Source organism: Heyndrickxia sp. FSL W8-0496, from assembly GCF_038007825.1.
In the GTDB taxonomy this organism is placed as follows: domain Bacteria; phylum Bacillota; class Bacilli; order Bacillales; family Bacillaceae_C; genus Heyndrickxia; species Heyndrickxia oleronia.
This window is the reverse complement of record NZ_JBBOXX010000001.1, coordinates 723,042-739,639: the sequence shown is the minus strand read 5'-3', so window position 1 is coordinate 739,639 and position 16,598 is coordinate 723,042. Positions and strand designations below refer to the sequence as shown.

The following is a 16,598-nucleotide window of genomic DNA, read 5'->3' as shown; positions in this document are numbered from 1 at the left end:
GGCTGAAGGTATGAAAGAATAAGGGTTTTTTAATTTATCAAATAACATTTAATTGGGGTTGATGACTTGTTCTTTTTATTAAATATACTAGGTGTACTAATTGTTGCAGGACTTGTATTCCTTTGTTCACCAGCTAAGCGAAAAATAAAGTGGCGACCGCTTGCTAGTCTGTTTATTGTTGAACTCATAATTACATGGTTTATGTTAAGCACCCCTGTTGGAACATGGATTATTAATCAAATTGCTAGATTCTTTACTTGGTTAGTATCATGTGCAAATGCTGGAATTTCGTTTGCTTTTCCATCAGTGATGGCAAATGAGACCGTTGATTTCTTCTTTAGTGCTTTAATGCCAATCATTTTCATAGTAACATTCTTCGATATTTTATCTTATTTCGGAATTATGACTTGGATCATTGATAAGGTAGGCTGGGTCATCTCAAAAATTTCTGGTTTGCCAAAAATGGAAAGCTTCTTCTCTATTCAAATGATGTTTTTAGGAAATACAGAAGCATTAGCCGTTATTCGTGAGCAGCTAATGGTGTTAAAAAGCCAGCGACTTCTAACATTCGGTATCATGAGTATGAGCAGTATCAGCGGTTCCATCATCGGAGCTTACTTAACAATGGTACCAGCTGAATACGTATTTGCAGCGATTCCATTAAACTGTTTAAATGCCCTGCTATTAGCTAGTATTTTAAACCCTGTTGATGTTAGCAAAGAAGAGGATATTGTCTATGTTCCACCGAAAGAGGAGAAAAAGGACTTCTTCTCTACGATTTCAAACAGTATGCTCGTCGGAATTAAAATGGTTATTGTTATCCTAGCAATGGTTATCGGATATGTTGCATTAACCACTTGTCTTAACGGGATTCTCGGATTCTTCATTCATGGCTTAACCATTCAAAAGATTTTCGGAATTATTTTCAGCCCATTCGCTTTCCTTCTTGGATTAGGAAGTCACGATGCCATGTATGTTGCCTCATTAATGGGAATAAAAATCTCAACAAACGAATTTGTTGCCATGATGGACTTAAAAAACCATTTGAAAGACATGTCACCACATACAGTTGCCGTAACCGTTACATTCTTAACCTCATTTGCCAACTTTAGTACAGTCGGCATGATCTATGGGACATATAACTCCATTTTCGGGGAAAGCAGTTCAAGTATTATCGGGAAAAATGTTTGGAAGCTTTTAGTCAGTGGTATGGCCGTATCTTTACTAAGTGCGATGATTGTTGGATTGTTTGTTTGGTGATAGAAATTAATTTTATCATTGCCATTAAGGGGCTGTCTGAAAAGACAGCCCCTTCTTTTTTTTTAAGCAACTTATGCGTATAAATTCTAAAGTCTATTTTCGCCAACATTGTTACTATTTAAGGAAGGTTTTTACTAATAACTATCAGTTCAAGAACGCTCTTTCTTTCATTTCACTTAGAATAGAACTGCAAACTCCATAGACCTCTGAATCCCTTTTTGGAAAACCTGCAATTGAACATTTCAAAAGCATGCGAAAACAGCCTTTCTAAAAGACTCAGGCGGTATCCATTTTTATCTGTGTACCCCCACCAAATCCAGAATGCTAAACAAATCGCGAGGAAAAAAATAAAGGGATTCCCAAGTGGGTTATCCCTTTTATTTGACTATTTTTATAAAAAATTATTTATTCCGGAAGATTCTCATAAGCCAGCTTTTTAATTATTTCCTTATGTTGAGGATATTGAGAAATAAGATCTGCCTGCGTAAAAAGTTCAAAATCCTGAAAATCAAATCCTGGGGAGACCATACATCCAACTAAAGAACCTGTATCGTTCTCCAACACTGAAGATCCGAAAATGGCGTGTTTCGGAACTAAAAATTGTGGCACCTCTCCGTTCTCAATATTCAATCCTAATTTAACTTCCTCATATTCCCCGTTTTCATGAATCATATGAATGGTTAACGGACTTCCAGCATGGAAATACCATAATTCATCCGATTTCAATCTGTGAAAATGAGAAACATCCTGAGATCTTAATAAAAAGTAAATACTTGTATAAAGCTTTCGCTCACCATAAATATTTACCTTTTCCCCCGATTGAAAAGTTTCCTTGTAAAATCCACCCTCTGGATGAGGAATCAATTCTAGTTTTTCTATCCAATATTCTATTTCACTTTTTTTCATTGTCATAATCCTTTCAACAACGTTTTAACGTCTTTATAAGGAAAGTATAGCAAATATTTATGTCGTTCTCCAAAGGGGCACTTTTGTCCTTTGAAGAAATATCTAGCAACTAAGAAAAAAAGAATGCCCCCCCACAATGTATATACAATGAGGGAACATTCTTTTCTTAGTGGAACTATGGATGCTTATTTAACCTAACACTTCGTTAATGGTGTCCGCTTCACCAGAATTAAATTCATCTAGCTCAAGCTTGTCATGCAATTTTTTAATTTCATCAACAAGGACATATTCAAGATCTTTAAATTTTGATGATATACTACTGCTTGAAACATTAAAATCATCAGCTAATTTCTTTTGTGTGAGGGATCCCCCTACCGACAGAATTCTATCAACTAGATAGACCAAGGCTGCTTCATAAATAGCTGACTTTTTAATGGATGGTTTTTTCATCATGCAGTATTTATGCCAAAGCAATATCCCCATTTCTGTAGCAGTTTCACCAAGTGGGTATGCTTTCATATATTCTTGATAATCGACTGCCACTTCCTTATGCTGTGGCGCTATCCACTCTAAATCATCAATCGATACTTCCACTTGCCCAAATAAAAAGTAATCTAGCACCTCAAGAAATGAGGAAGACATAAAGTGAATAGGAGTTGCTTTCCCACTTCGTTTATATAAATTAATGATGCCCTCTTCTATTCTTACTGATGTACTAGCCGGCATATCTAAAAATGTCGCAAAGAAGAACGATTCTCCTCCTGCAGTTAAGATGGTTCCTAGGATCATGCCTTCTGGTTCTATATTATGTTCTTCTTCTAGCACCTTCACCTTTGTTATCTCATTAGTAAAGATGTCTCGAACGATCACATAGTCATTTTCCACTTGTTGTTGAATTTTGAATACAGAAGGGGTCACATTTCTCCATGTTTGTAAACTATCCTTTATTTTTTGTCTATTAAACGTATGTATATGCTCGTCGATATACTCTGCTATAATCGTCTTTCCTTTTAACTCAACGGAAGTAATAAACCATAATAGATTAAAGAAGTAATATAATTCTTTCACCTCTTTTGGAACATCATATTCCTTCAGGTACTTACCCAAATTCGCATCTATCTCTTCTTGATGATTTTTCATTGCAAATTTGATAATATCCATCTGGATATCAGATAGTTCTTTTTCTATTAAATGTTCCATTGATACAACCGTATTATTTTTTCCACAGCATTTTTTATACTTTTTCCCGCTTCCACATGTACATAAATCATTACGTCCTATCTTCGCCATAATCAACTTACCTTTCCTCTGCTAATCTTATGTTGTAAAATATATTCCAAAAATGGACACCATTCTTCTTCATTTCATCACATACGTACATTATCTCTTCAATAAGTCATTGATCAGCAATGCCCCATAAAACTCATAGAAAAACTATGAACTTCGCATTCTTTGCTATTCTGATGACAATATACTGCCTACAATGAGCCTTATCCAGCACGTATCCCACAAAGGGCGAGTATTGTTCAAAAAGCTAAACTACTATCATTTGTAGAAAAATGGGGGCAAAAATTTTTTGCCCCATTTGTCCATATATAATAGTGAGCAATCATAGGAGCTTTGTCAAATAATTTTCATGGGAAGAATCACATAAAAATATCTCTTGGACGATGTTTCGTGTTTGAGTCGGGGACTGAAGAACTCTTTCCCGGCGCTCCATTCTTTGTTTCGTGGTAGATTGATATATAGTGAGGAGAAACCAAAATAAGGGGAGCAATCCAATAATTACTTTTAAAAACTTGTGGATATTGATTTGATTTAAAACCTACAAAACTGGATATCCCTCAACCAAAAAAGGGGGATCACCCATCCCCTTTTCACAAAACTACCCCGTTCTCACGTAACTGTTCTCTTAATAGAGAAATATTCAAATCTTTAGGATGAACTCTTTCTTTTAATGAAAGGGCCGCAGCAGTCCCAGCGGCTTGCCCTGTTGCCATGCAGCTTGGGGATAATCTTGTTGTTGCCAGAGCTTCATGGGTGGTTGAAATACATCGTCCACCAATTAGTAGATTATTAATTCCTTTAGGTACGAGACAACGATACGGAATACCATAGCTTCCATCTCCTTGAATATCATTTGCCTGTACACCTTTTCCAGTAGGATCATGAATATCAACTGGATAACCACTAAGAGCAATTGTATCCTCATATTTCCTACCGGCAATGACATCCTCAATGGTTAATGAATATTGTCCATCTATTCTACGTGTTTCTCGAATACCAATTTGAGTGCCCACAGCAGATATTGACGCCTTTTCAAAACCAGGAATTTTCTCTTTCAAAAAATCTGCCATCATTAAGACTTGTTTACGTCCTTCCTTTTCCCCTTCTGTTAAATCAAACACATTTGTACCATCTAATCCTTGAACACGTGTGCAATTTACTAACACTTCATCCTCTTCAGGTCCTGCAAAGAATAATACTTGGTCTCTATTAATCGGAACACCTGATTCATTCCATTCCTTATAAAAGCCTTGAACTCCTGTTAAAGGAAGCTCATCTAATTCATTAATCGGCGTTTTTTTATAAAAATTGCTTGGGTTTTCTTTCATTATCTGCTTTACCTTATTTAAATCTACTCCGCGCATTCGAAACTTCATTGTCATAGGCTGAGTTTTATGATCACTTTCTCTTCCCTTCAAACAAGGCGCCCCCGATAGATAGGCAATATCTGCATCACCTGATGTATCAACAAAGCTTTTTCCAGTTACATGAATCGAGCCAGATTTCGTCGTTAAGTGAATGGAGGTAATGCTATTTCCTTCTACTTCTACCTTATCAACAAAGCTATGCACCAATACATCCACTTTCGCTTCCTCTAGCATTTCTAACGCTAAAATCTTATATTTTTCAGGATGATAGGGAGTTACCGTATTAGTAAATCCAACGGTATCTCGTAAATGACCCGGTGATCCTCCACAAGCCATCAACCGTTCAACAATTTCTTGTGCGATTCCTTTAATGACTTGCTTTCCAGAGCTTGTGTGGAACGTCATCCACGGATAGACTAAAGCAACTGTTGACATCCCTCCTAAAAAACCATATCTCTCAATTAACAGTGTTTTAGCTCCCATTCTACCTGAAGCAATCGCTGCATTAATACCCGCAGGCCCGCCTCCAACAACTACGACATCATATTCTAATTTTTCCTTCAACACTCCACTCCCCTTCATAAGCTAAATCTTTTTATTTCCCTCCAGTCATGGACACACCTTCAATAAATTGCTTCTGGGCAAAGAAAAAGATAATTAGTAATGGAACAGTTGCCATAACGGATGCACTCATTAATAACTCCCATTTCGTACCTACTTCATCGGTAAATAATGCTAAAGCAAGTGGTAAAGTCATTAATTCCTTCGAGTTAATATAAATAAGTGGTTCATAAAATTCATTCCAGCTAGTTAGAAATGTAAAAATGGTCAGTGTTGCAATCGCTGGCTTTGCCAATGGAAGCATAATGTTCCAATAAATTCGGAAATATGAACATCCATCCAATTTCGCCGCTTCCTCTAATTCTTTAGGTACTAATAAAAAGAATTGCCTCATAACAAATACACCAAATACTCCCGCAGGTCCTAAGATCGGAATAGCAATTAACGGAACATGTGTATTGATTAATCCTAAATCCCTCATAAAGAGAAATAAAGGAATCGTAATGACTTCAACGGGAATCATCATCGTACTTAATAAACAAAGAAACAAAATAGAACTTCCTTTGAATTTTAATTTTGCAAAAGCATATCCTGCCAAAGAGCCTAAAAATATCGTTCCAACCGTTACTAATACAGCTATATAAAAACTATTAAAATAAAAAAGATGAAAAGGAGTTGATTTTAACACCTCGATATAATTTTCCCAGCGAAACGGTTTAGGAATTAGCTGAAAAGTAAAGATCTTTGTAGGATCTTTGAAACTAGTATTAATCATCCACAAAAATGGAACAATCATAATTAAAGATAGGCCAGTAAGCACACCGTAAAATGTAAATCTCGTTAAGATTCCATTTTTCTTTTTATTCCTCATGGAAAACCCACCTTTTTCTAACCCCCCATTGAATAAGAGTAAAGACTAAAATAATGACAAATAAAACAATGGCAATTGCAGATGCATATCCAAAATCAAATAGTTTAAAGGCATTTTCCCAAATATAGTAAACCAATACTTTCGTACTGTTTCCCGGCCCTCCGTTAGTCATCACATAAATTTGCCCAAATACCTTCATGGAACCAATAATCGTTAAAATTAGAGTCAAAAATACAGTAGGAGTAATCATCGGTAAGGTAACATGTTGAAATTGCTTCCATTTATTCGCTCCATCTAAATAAGAGGCTTCATAAAGATTTTTATCTACTTGCTGTAAGGCCGCTAAAAATAAGACCATGTTTAAACCCACATTTTTTAATGCGCTAACAAAAATAACGGCCCCCATTGCTAATTTTGGATCATATAACCATGCAGGTCCTTCTATTCCTAACCAACCAAGCAATTGATTAATAAAGCCCTCATCTGTACCAAACATATACTTCCAAATAATTGACCAAACAACAATCGAAGTCATAACTGGAATGAAGATTGTTGTTCGAAATAAACCAATTCCTTTCAGATTTCTCTGTAATAGCAAGGCTAATAACAGAGCTAAAATAATATTGATCGGTACCAAGCCACCCGAGAAGATGAGTGTGTTTTTTAACACAACTAGAAAGTCTAGATCATTTACAAGTCTTTGATAATTTTCTGTTCCGATAAAATTAGGGTCATTCAGTAGCTTCCAATCTGTTAAACTCATATAAATTGAATAGATTAGAGGGAATAGCATGACCAACAGGAACCCCAGCATCATCGGACTCGTAAATAGATAGCCATAAAAGGATTCACTTCCAATAAATTTTCGTCGGTTTTTATTTTTCCTCAAATGAAATTTCTTCTCTGTCTGTATGTTCGTTTCCATTTTTCCCTCCCCCTTTATAACGAATCAATCGCTTTTCTAAAAGAAGATACGGCCTTTTTTATACTTTGCGTATCATGACCGAGAACAATTGCTCCCAGCATAATCGCCTTAATTCCAGTCTGATAGAGCAACGGAATATCCGAAGGGGTAAGTTTGCGTTGTGACGGCACAAGAACTGGTACATCCACCTTCTGAACAAGTTTCTGATAAGCAAGAGCATCTTTAAAGGTTAAAGGGAATCCATATTCTTCACCTGGGATGATGGATGCCTCAAGTGCTGTTACCCCCATATTCTTCACATTTCCGAGTATATTGAAAGAATAATCAACTGAAATAGCAAATGTCTTTTCCATTTGGTCAATAGACATCATCCAACCAGGCATATGATGCGCATAGATAGAAAAATAATCGAATCCACAATTAATTAATTCTTTCATTTCCCTTTCACTGATACTCTCTAATGCCCCTCCAGGCACAATTCCAAGTGGACCTGTAAACTCACTTCTAATTTTGTAAAATTCCGTTCTATACGCCTCTGTCGAATAAAAATGATTTCCAGAGGCACGATGTTCTACATTAACATGTAGCTTTATTGCATCCACCCCAGACTCAATCGCTGCCCTAGCAAGCTCCCAATTATTTTCTGGTAAACTAACAATCAACGCTATTTTCTTTTCTTTTAATAGTTGCGCTAAAGAAGTAGTCAACTTCATTCACCCCTATGAATAACGAACGGGTACTCTAAAAGCAAAGGGGCTGACCCCAAATTCACGAGGTCAGAACCCTTATTAGACAACCCCCTCATCGATTATTTCAACAATGGATCTATCTTTTTCTCCATCCCTTCAAGAATTTCCTCTGGCTTTTTCAATTGACCAAACAGTTCATCAAATCCAAATTGGATGGCATTATCAATTTTTTGCCATTCTATATGTCCTGCTTGTAAACGGGCATTGTTCATTTCATCGATCACAGCATGCTGAATACTTTCTTTTGGTGGATTATTTGGTTGATTGACAAACTGATCAGAGCTTAGGACTGACTCACGTGGTGGTACGAAAAATGTTGATGTGGCAGTGATTCCTTCCTCACTAGTAAAAAACTTCAGTAGCTCTTTTGCCTCTTTCGGGTGCTTTGATCCTTTAAAGATTGAGTATCCTGCTTGACCCAGCATTGGGAATCGGCCTTCTCGCCCCTCTGGAAGTGGCGCAATATCCCACGTAAAATCCCTTACTTCACGTGCACTGGATACATAACTGTATACATCAAAAAACATGCCTATTTTTCCTGATTCAAAGCTAACCTGTTCCCCAGCTTTTGGATGGGATTTATCTGCAAACATCATTCGATCAAGCATTTTTAATGTATCTACACCTTCTTGACTATTCCACGTGAACTTTGTCTGATCCTCATTAAATAAATCCCCGCCATAACTCCAAGTTCTCGATAATAATGAAATCCAAGTATTCCAATCACGAAAGAAATTTGCGCCATAAACACCATCTGCTGTGATCGCTTTAGCAGATTTCTCAAATTGCTCCCACGTCCATGTTCCATCCGCAAAATGTTCATTTGGCGTTTTCTCCCCAGCTTTTACAAATAGGTCCTTGTTATAAAAAATAACCATTGGCGGCGTGGAAAAAGGAATTCCATACAGCTTATCCTCTTTTTTAAATAGATCTAATGTTGACGGAAAGAAATCATCCATCTTGTAATCCTTATCCTCTTTAAATGAAGTAATATCTTCTAAAATATCATTATCCATAAATTGTGGTACCATCCGCTCAGCTACCCAACCTACATCCGGCAATTCCCTTCCTGCCGCTAAGACTGATATTTTTTGCTGATAATCTGGAAAAGGTACACTTTGCAAGTTCACCTTAATATTAGGATGTGTTTTATAATATTTTTCTAACAGTTTCTTATATACTTCCTGATGTGCTTCATTTCCCCAAATCATAAAGGTTAATTCAACTTTTTCATCTTTTGATCCACTTGTTTTTTCCTTGCTGGAACACGCTGATGTAACCGTTATCAAAATAATCACCAACAAAATCAATCCGAATTTCTTTATCATTGTATTCCCCCCTCCCTTTTGCTACATTTTAAAACAAATACCTCCCCAATAAATATCCTGTAAAAAGTAGAAATAGTTCGTTATTGATAGATATTTTTATAGTGATTGCCGATATTGAATTGGGGTCATCCCAACCTCTTGTTTAAACAAGGTCATAAAATGCTTCGCACTTTTGTATCCAGATAGTTGTGCTACCTCATACACCTTTAAATGAGTTTGCCTCAATAATTTTTGCGCATACTTTATCCGTTTATTCGTTAAATAGTCCGTAAAGGTTTGATTTAGCTCTGTTTTAAACAACTGACCGATATATTGCGGATGAAGATATACATGCTCTGCAATCATCTTTAATGTGATTTCTTGGCTTAAATGGTCATCGATAAACTGAAGGATCTTTTGAAATTGAGTCGATGTACCATCGTTAGTACTTTCATTTGTTTTAAAAACCTTTGAAACGACTTCGGACAACTCAATCCGGTTGACTGGTTTTAATAAATAATCAGTAATTCCATATCGTAAGGCTGTGCGGGCATATTCAAAATCATTATGTCCACTTAAGATAATAATAGGAATATCTTTAGATACCTGCCTTGCTTTTCCTATAAAAGTAAGACCATCCATTGCTCCCATTCGGATATCTGTAATAATAAGGTGTGGCAACCGTTGATGAATTCTTGTAATCCCCTCTTCGCCACTCTTTGCCTCTATTACCTGAATTCCACCGATAACCTGTTCAAGTAAAACCTTTAGCCCTTGTCTAATAATCTGTTCATCTTCAATGACTAGTACTTCCTTCAACCTTTTTTCCTCCTTCATTTATCAAAGGTAAAACCACTTGAATCGTAAATCCTTTATTCACTTCACTTTGAATCTCTATTCCGTATTGCCTTCCATATAACAACTGGATCCGCTCATGTATATTGGGTAAAGCAATCCCATGATACTTTTTTGATGCTATCGGTACAGGAGAATGAATAGATTCATATAGCTCTTTTAGCTTTTTAGAGGAAACTCCTTGCCCGTTATCAGATACAATAAGGGTAAGCTTTTGTTCCTTTCTATAGCCTCTAATAAAAATCGTTCCCCCCTGTGCTGAAATTCCATGAATAATCGCATTTTCTACAAGCGGCTGCAAAATTAGCTTAGGAATAGAAATATCTAGTATGGACGGATCGATTTCTTCTCGATATTGAAGCTTCTCTCCTATTCGTACCTTTTGGATCATTACGTATGAATGAATAAACGAGATTTCTTCTCCCAATGTTACTAATTTGGAAGAATGGTCTATCGTATATCTCATTAACTTCCCAAGTGAACTAACCATATCCGACACATCTAAACTTCCTTGTGTGATTGCTAGCATATTAATAGATTCCAACGTATTGTAAAGAAAGTGCGGATTTAATTGACTTTGTAATGCACGAATTTCTGCTTCCTTCTCACGAAGATTGGTTTTGTATACTTCTGTTACGAGTCGATCAATTTCATTTACCATATGATTAAAGCCTTTGCCTAGCTCTCCTATTTCATCACCGGATTCAATCTGGACCCTCTGTGATAAATTTCCTTTTTCTACCTCACGCATGGAAGTACGTAATTTATGAATGGAACCTACTAAGGGCTTGGACAATATGACACCTAGTAAAGAGGAAATGATCATTCCAAGTAATACAACGAGCACAAGTACTTTCTGTAAATGATTCACTTCACTAAAAATTTCAGAACGAGGGGTCAGCATAATAATCTTGATTCCGGAGTAAGACGAAGTATTAGCAACCATCATATAGCTTTGTCCATCCATTATTGTCTTTGTGTAATTATCCCTTTTTCCTTTATCAATCTGTAAAAGTAACGAATCGGGTATCATTTTCCTAGTGTTATTTGGATAAATTGAACGATTATGTTTGTCTACTATATAAATAAAGCTATTTGCCTGTGTATTTGATAAAATTTCTTTAAACAGTTCCTGTTTCAGGTCAATTTTTATAATCCCTAAAGATTTCTGTGTCGCTGGGTCTCTAATCAGTCTTGCAACCGAAAAAACATTCTCCTTTCTATTGATATAATAATTTGGCTGATGGAGAGGAAGAATAATCCATCCTCCATCTGCCTGCCTAATTTCTTTAATCCACTCACTTTTATTATCAAATACCTTTAGTAGCACCGTATTTGAATCCAAATTACTAAAAACAGTTCCATCGTTCGCAAGAATATGGATTCCTTTAATTTCATCTCTCATATGAATGAGACTAGAAATATATCTCCAAATTTTTACTCTTTCACTGGCTGGTGGAAGAGAAGCACCTTCCTTCATCACTTGATGATTTTTAAGAGTATTCAAGACATCTTGATCGTATAAAGGGGATAAGGAGATAATCTGCATTTCTTTAATATAGCGATTTAAATTACGATTCATTTGATCAGCAAGCTGAAGCTGATACTCTTTTGTTCGAAGTTGACTCGATTTTGCAAATTGATAATAGGTAATGCTTCCAAGAATTGTGGCAGTTAGAAGTATGAGCAACGAAAAAACTAATATGAGCTTTGAACGATATGGAAGTGACAGTAATTTTCTTTTTACCATCCTTTTTAATTTTGTATAGTTCATCAGACACCCCTCTTATAAATAGTTGTTACAAATACTTCGAGGTTTTCTAATGAATTCCTCTAAGAAGGGGAACTGTGCTACTCCTACGTGTTAACATCATACTTTTCAATAGACTCCATTAAAGAACTACTTTAAACGTTTCATTTATATCGGAATAAAATCACTGTCACAAATTTTTAATTTGCACGACTAATAATTAGAAAGCATGAAGGTAGGTGAGGATGGAGTTGAATATTGATAAGAGGCAACTTGTCATGGAGTGGTATGAATTGTATTACGATGATATGTACCGTTTTATTTGGCTAATGCTGGGCGATAAACAGTGCTGCGAGGATTTTGTGCATGATACCTTTGTACGTGCGTACACAGCATATGACCGATTCGATCATCGTTCCAGTGTTAAAACTTGGTTGTTTAGCATTGCAAAGCACCTTGTTCTCGATGAAATTCGGAAACGAAAAAGAAATAAGCTTATACCAGTACTTTCATTTGAAAAAGAGTTATCCTCTTCCTTTAATTTAGAAAAATATATTGAAAACAAGGAAGCAGTTAACCAGCTATTCACCGCGATCCAACAATTAAAGCCTAATTATCGAATGGTCATTATATTAATGAAGGTCGAAGAATACTCCACCAAAGAAACGGCAAACATTCTTGGCTGGTCCGAGGTTAAAGTTCGAAAAACATTATCAAGAGCACTGCAATCACTTAGAAAACGGAATACAATCCAAGGTGGTGAACAAGTTGAGCAATCATTATGATGACCAATGGAAATTGCTACAAAAACTGAAGCCAACAATTGAGGAAAAAGAAATTACAAGAATGAGGATATGGCAAACAATACAAGCTTCTTCACCGAAAATCACTCGCACCTCTCCATTTTTTTCATGGAAAAGTCTATTAGCTACTTGCTTATTCTTTCTTATTTGCGGAGGATTTTGGATTATTTTTCAACAGGAAAATAAAGTGCAGCATTCCGTAACCGAGAAAGGAATTAATTCTAATCAAATAAGTTGGAAATTAGAAGATATGTATAGTAAAAAATCCAATAATGGCTTAGCATTCTATCGAAAAAATCAAGCTAAAAAAGTCGGATCCGTTCATGAAGTAACCGAAGAAAAAAGGAAGGAGATCATTCAAAATCATGCTATGTTTGTAGAGGAGCAAATGGAGAATTTCCCTTATCCAACATCCATGTATATCGAGCATGTGAAGCAAATGAATGTAGCTTTGCGTTATCACTTTTTTATTCCATTAGAAAATCAAAAATACTTTCATTTTACCTTTGATTATCCAAAACTTGAGTATGCTGAAATTTTCACCGTCATTTCAACATTAAGAATAAAAGGAATGGAACCCAATAACTATCCTGAACAGCTATATGTGAACCATGGCTATGGGAAAATGCTCTTCCCCATCAACTTACAACCCATTTCTATTTCTGCAAATAAAGAAGTCTATAACTGGGAAAGTGGATCAACCGAAGCATTCAATGCATATATAAAAAAAATCACCGAGCAAAAGGGACTCTGGAAGAAAAAATCCACCACCAAAGATTCCCACACATTCGAATCCGTCGATGGATATGAAATCATAACAATCACCATTAAAGACAAAACATTAACATACGATTTTATCTATCCGAACCGTTAGGGACAGGGGGTCAGGTCCACTGTCCCTTCCTTCCTTTTACACTTTAAAGCAGTGGGGGTCTGACCCCCTTATTGTAAATTTTCAACAAACTCATCTAGTGTTGTTGAGTTTTTGACATAGATTCGTGGGAGTAGGTAGTTTTCGTTTGGTTTGCCTGTTTTTACATATGGTTCGGGGATTGTTGTTAGGCCAAATTGATAGTATTTTTTCGTTTCTGCTGTTACTTTCTCATTAAAAATCCCGTACGGATAAGCAAGGGCAATGACTGGTTTTCCTGTCATTTGCTGAATTTTTTCTTTAGATTCTTTTAATTCATAGTCAATATCTTTAACTTTCGTTAAATCAGGGTGTGTAGCTGTATGGGATTGAACAGAAAAAATTCCCGAATCCACCATTTGCTTTATGTCACTCCTGGATAGTCGATTCGATCTACCGACAAAGTCCGAGATAACAAAAAGCGTGGCTGTTGGATGAAAATTTGCCCCTTTTAGTTTTTGGAAGATGGCAAAAGCATTTACATTATTTTTATATCCATCATCAAAAGTAATGAATATGGGCTTTTTCACTTGATTGACCTCGCCCCATCTTTCAAATGTCATTAATGTAAATCCATGGTTTTTTAAATAGGCCATTTGCTTTTCAAAATTTTCAGGCGATACATATAAATCCTTCGAGCCCTGTCCTTTAAATTCATCAATTGAATGATAGATGAGGATAGGAATCTTTTTTTGAGCAAAGGTATGAGAGGGAATTCCAACTAAAGAGAAAAAAACGAGTAGGAATACAACCTTTTTCATTATGTACCTTTTCTTAAACTTTGTTGCTAGGAAACGAAATAAATGAATGGAAGCCGCGTATTCCCACCCAATGAATTTTTTAGTAGAAATAATACTATACGAATAACCAATTATCTTTGCGAAAACGGCACTCATAAAATTACCACCTTTACTTGAATTAACCAATCGTACAGTTATTATTTCGAAATTCTTTATTTTTATTTGCATTTTTTTCAACACACCTACATCTAAGGAAAAATATTTAATGTCATACCCTAAAGATTAAAACGAAATATTCTACTACACTATCCATCATTCATTATTTAATCCTGTGTTAATACGTTCAAAATTAAAAATGAAAGCTCCGACCAGCGCTCCCCTTACCGAATCAAATATTTGAACTTTCCTTCAAGAGGGTGATATTCTAACATTACTATAGGAAGGAGTGTCTAATATGAGTAAATCCATTCCAGAGATAACTCTTAATGATGGGCTTGTTTTGCCAGCTATCGGTTTTGGTACATACAAACTGAATGGGAATGAAGGGGCTAATGCAATAAAGAGCGCCATTGATGTAGGTTATCGTCTTATTGATTCCGCTTATAATTATGAAAATGAAGGAACCGTTGGAGAGGCCGTTCGACGCAGTTCAGTTCCAAGGCAGGAATTGATTATTACATCCAAATTACCAGGTCGCTATCATACATATGATAAAGCCGTTACAACGATTCAAGAATCATTATACCGAGCAAATTTGGACTATTATGATTTGTATTTAATCCATTGGCCTAATCCAAAACAAGATCATTATGTAGAAGCTTGGCAAGCATTAATTGATGCAAAAAAATGGGGATTCATTCGTTCTATCGGTGTTTGCAATTTCTTACCTGAACATATAGAACGGTTGGAAAAGGAAACTGGCGTTTTACCAAGCATTAACCAAATTGAATTACATCCTTTCTTCAATCAGGAATCACAAAGAACATTCCATCAAGAAAAAAACATTATAACAGAATCCTGGAGCCCAATCGCTCGAGCAAACCTCCTACTAGAAAATGAAACGATTAAACAGATCGCCGAGCAGCATAATAAAACTGTCTCCCAAGTGATATTACGCTGGCATGTTCAGCTAGGAGCGATTCCAATCCCTAAATCCGCATCTCCAATACGTCAACTTGAAAATATCTCAATCTTTGACTTTTCACTAGATGATGCAGAAATGAAACGAATTAATGAACTGACACAACCGGATGGTAGAATGAAAAATCAAGACCCTGCAACGTATGAGGAGTTTTAACTAAAAGGCAAAACACTAGTAATTTTTTGAGGTTCTACCTTACACAACTAGGGCTGTCTGATACTTTGTTTTTCAGACAGCTCCATCATAACAAGTCCTTTTTACTAACATGTTCACAATCTTTTATTTCACAGGACACTTCTGCCTTTATTCTAGTAAAAACACGTTAATAGGTTTGAAGACATTAGGCTTTAGGTAGCAAAAGTGATCATGTCAATATTTTTGCCGTAGCGAACCTATTTCGAAGTCTACCAATCCCTTTTATTTCACACTCAATAACATCTCCTTCTCCTACGAACTCTGCACCAACAGGACTTCCTGTTAAAATCACGTCACCTGGTTTAAGAGTCATGACTGTTGTAAGATAGGAAATCATTTTGCGAATCGGTATGATCATTAATTCAGTTGGGCTATTTTGCTTTTGTATATTGTTTAGGCTTGCTTCAACATGAACCTGAAACGGGTTCAGTTCAGTTTCAATAACCGGTCCTAAAGGTGTGAATGTGTCAAATGATTTACCGATTGTCCAATGGCCATCTTGATGGAAATATTGTGGGGCAGTTACATCATTGGCAATGGTATAGCCAAATACATAATTTAGCACTTCAGCTTCAGGGATGCTTTTTGCTTCCTTCCCAATAATAATCGCTAATTCCGCTTCAAATTTCACTTGGTCAATCCCTTCAGGAATGACAATGCTTTCCTCCGTTCCGATAACGGATGAAGTAGGTTTAAAGAAAAATACAGGAATGTCTGGTTGTTCACTTGGTAAATCTTCTACCTTGGAAACATAATTTGCTCCGATTCCAATAATTTGGTTCGGCTCTATGGGAGCCAATAATTTCACTTCATTTTCTAGGAATTCCGAACCTGTATATTTCCAATCTCCAAATATATCCCCCGTTATTGCCTTAACGACTCCTTCGATAATTACTCCAGTATAAATGGTAGAATCCACTTGAAATCTAGTAAATTTCAACACACTAACTCCTCTCTACTTATTTCCGGAA

General features: G+C 36.1%; 15 protein-coding genes. 4 read left to right on the top strand and 11 right to left on the bottom strand.

Features of this window, described 5'->3' with window-relative positions; translation table 11 throughout:
• Window positions 1-66: 66 nt before the first annotated feature.
• Window positions 67-1,260, top strand: coding sequence for a nucleoside transporter C-terminal domain-containing protein (locus NST63_RS03900; protein ID WP_341041340.1), 1,194 nt, complete (start codon window positions 67-69; stop codon window positions 1,258-1,260).
• A 405-nt stretch (window positions 1,261-1,665) separates the two neighbouring features.
• Here the strand turns inward: NST63_RS03900 and NST63_RS03895 are convergent, their stop codons facing one another.
• The 9 genes from NST63_RS03895 to NST63_RS03855 all read right to left on the bottom strand — a co-directional run bounded on the left by NST63_RS03895 (window position 1,666) and on the right by NST63_RS03855 (window position 11,862).
• A complete protein-coding gene (locus NST63_RS03895; RefSeq protein WP_078109624.1) occupies window positions 1,666-2,166 on the bottom strand; it encodes a cupin domain-containing protein in 501 nt (166 codons plus the stop codon).
• 189 nt (window positions 2,167-2,355) lie between these two features.
• Window positions 2,356-3,456, bottom strand: a complete 1,101-nt coding sequence (locus NST63_RS03890; RefSeq protein ID WP_341041338.1) for an SEC-C metal-binding domain-containing protein — start codon at window positions 3,454-3,456, stop codon at window positions 2,356-2,358.
• A gap of 587 nt (window positions 3,457-4,043) precedes the next feature.
• Entirely contained in the window at window positions 4,044-5,402 is a 1,359-nt protein-coding gene (locus NST63_RS03885; RefSeq protein WP_445663888.1) for an FAD-dependent oxidoreductase, read from the bottom strand.
• Window positions 5,403-5,415: 13 nt separating this feature from the next.
• Complete coding sequence (locus tag NST63_RS03880; protein ID WP_341041336.1) at window positions 5,416-6,252, bottom strand: carbohydrate ABC transporter permease; 837 nt, start codon at window positions 6,250-6,252, stop codon at window positions 5,416-5,418.
• A complete protein-coding gene (locus NST63_RS03875) occupies window positions 6,242-7,177 on the bottom strand; it encodes a carbohydrate ABC transporter permease (RefSeq protein ID WP_436580529.1) in 936 nt (311 codons plus the stop codon). The genes NST63_RS03880 and NST63_RS03875 overlap by 11 nt, the downstream gene beginning before the upstream one ends.
• A 14-nt stretch (window positions 7,178-7,191) precedes the next feature.
• Window positions 7,192-7,890: a hypothetical protein gene (locus NST63_RS03870; protein WP_436580530.1), complete on the bottom strand. Its 699-nt coding sequence runs from the start codon at window positions 7,888-7,890 to the stop codon at window positions 7,192-7,194.
• A gap of 95 nt (window positions 7,891-7,985) precedes the next feature.
• Complete coding sequence (locus NST63_RS03865; RefSeq protein WP_341041333.1) at window positions 7,986-9,254, bottom strand: ABC transporter substrate-binding protein; 1,269 nt, start codon at window positions 9,252-9,254, stop codon at window positions 7,986-7,988.
• A gap of 96 nt (window positions 9,255-9,350) precedes the next feature.
• A complete protein-coding gene (locus NST63_RS03860; protein WP_180212250.1) occupies window positions 9,351-10,052 on the bottom strand; it encodes a response regulator transcription factor in 702 nt (233 codons plus the stop codon).
• Window positions 10,030-11,862 carry a sensor histidine kinase gene (locus NST63_RS03855; RefSeq protein ID WP_341041331.1) on the bottom strand — a complete coding sequence of 611 codons (1,833 nt, stop codon included), beginning with the start codon at window positions 11,860-11,862 and terminating at the stop codon, window positions 10,030-10,032. The genes NST63_RS03860 and NST63_RS03855 overlap by 23 nt, the downstream gene beginning before the upstream one ends.
• A 227-nt stretch (window positions 11,863-12,089) precedes the next feature.
• Here NST63_RS03855 and NST63_RS03850 point away from each other — a divergent pair, with 227 nt between their 5' ends.
• A complete protein-coding gene (locus NST63_RS03850) occupies window positions 12,090-12,623 on the top strand; it encodes an RNA polymerase sigma factor (RefSeq protein WP_341041330.1) in 534 nt (177 codons plus the stop codon).
• Entirely contained in the window at window positions 12,607-13,515 is a 909-nt protein-coding gene (locus NST63_RS03845) for a hypothetical protein (protein ID WP_341041328.1), read from the top strand. Before NST63_RS03850 ends, NST63_RS03845 begins: the two co-directional genes overlap by 17 nt.
• Window positions 13,516-13,583: 68 nt before the next feature.
• On the opposite strand, the gene NST63_RS03840 is transcribed toward NST63_RS03845, so the two are convergent.
• A complete protein-coding gene (locus NST63_RS03840) occupies window positions 13,584-14,447 on the bottom strand; it encodes a polysaccharide deacetylase family protein (protein ID WP_341041326.1) in 864 nt (287 codons plus the stop codon).
• Window positions 14,448-14,745: 298 nt separating this feature from the next.
• Here NST63_RS03840 and NST63_RS03835 point away from each other — a divergent pair, with 298 nt between their 5' ends.
• Window positions 14,746-15,588, top strand: a complete 843-nt coding sequence (locus NST63_RS03835) for an aldo/keto reductase (RefSeq protein ID WP_216384265.1) — start codon at window positions 14,746-14,748, stop codon at window positions 15,586-15,588.
• A 208-nt stretch (window positions 15,589-15,796) separates the two neighbouring features.
• Here NST63_RS03835 and NST63_RS03830 read toward each other — a convergent pair whose 3' ends face one another.
• Entirely contained in the window at window positions 15,797-16,567 is a 771-nt protein-coding gene (locus tag NST63_RS03830) for a fumarylacetoacetate hydrolase family protein (protein ID WP_341041325.1), read from the bottom strand.
• Between the last annotated feature and the right edge of the window lie 31 nt (window positions 16,568-16,598).

Excerpts from the sequence above, each read along its gene's own strand:
- NST63_RS03885 (WP_445663888.1), bottom strand. The coding sequence starts at position 5,402 with ATGAAGGGGAGTGGAGTGTTGAAGGAAAAATTAGAATATGATGTCGTA.
- NST63_RS03895 (WP_078109624.1), bottom strand. The coding sequence starts at position 2,166 with ATGAAAAAAAGTGAAATAGAATATTGGATAGAAAAACTAGAATTGATT.
- NST63_RS03880 (WP_341041336.1), bottom strand. The coding sequence starts at position 6,252 with ATGAGGAATAAAAAGAAAAATGGAATCTTAACGAGATTTACATTTTAC.
- NST63_RS03835 (WP_216384265.1), top strand. The coding sequence starts at position 14,746 with ATGAGTAAATCCATTCCAGAGATAACTCTTAATGATGGGCTTGTTTTG.
- NST63_RS03855 (WP_341041331.1), bottom strand. The coding sequence starts at position 11,862 with ATGAACTATACAAAATTAAAAAGGATGGTAAAAAGAAAATTACTGTCA.
- NST63_RS03865 (WP_341041333.1), bottom strand. The coding sequence starts at position 9,254 with ATGATAAAGAAATTCGGATTGATTTTGTTGGTGATTATTTTGATAACG.
- NST63_RS03890 (WP_341041338.1), bottom strand. The coding sequence starts at position 3,456 with ATGGCGAAGATAGGACGTAATGATTTATGTACATGTGGAAGCGGGAAA.
- NST63_RS03870 (WP_436580530.1), bottom strand. The coding sequence starts at position 7,890 with ATGAAGTTGACTACTTCTTTAGCGCAACTATTAAAAGAAAAGAAAATA.
- NST63_RS03875 (WP_436580529.1), bottom strand. The coding sequence starts at position 7,177 with ATGGAAACGAACATACAGACAGAGAAGAAATTTCATTTGAGGAAAAAT.
- NST63_RS03840 (WP_341041326.1), bottom strand. The coding sequence starts at position 14,447 with ATGAGTGCCGTTTTCGCAAAGATAATTGGTTATTCGTATAGTATTATT.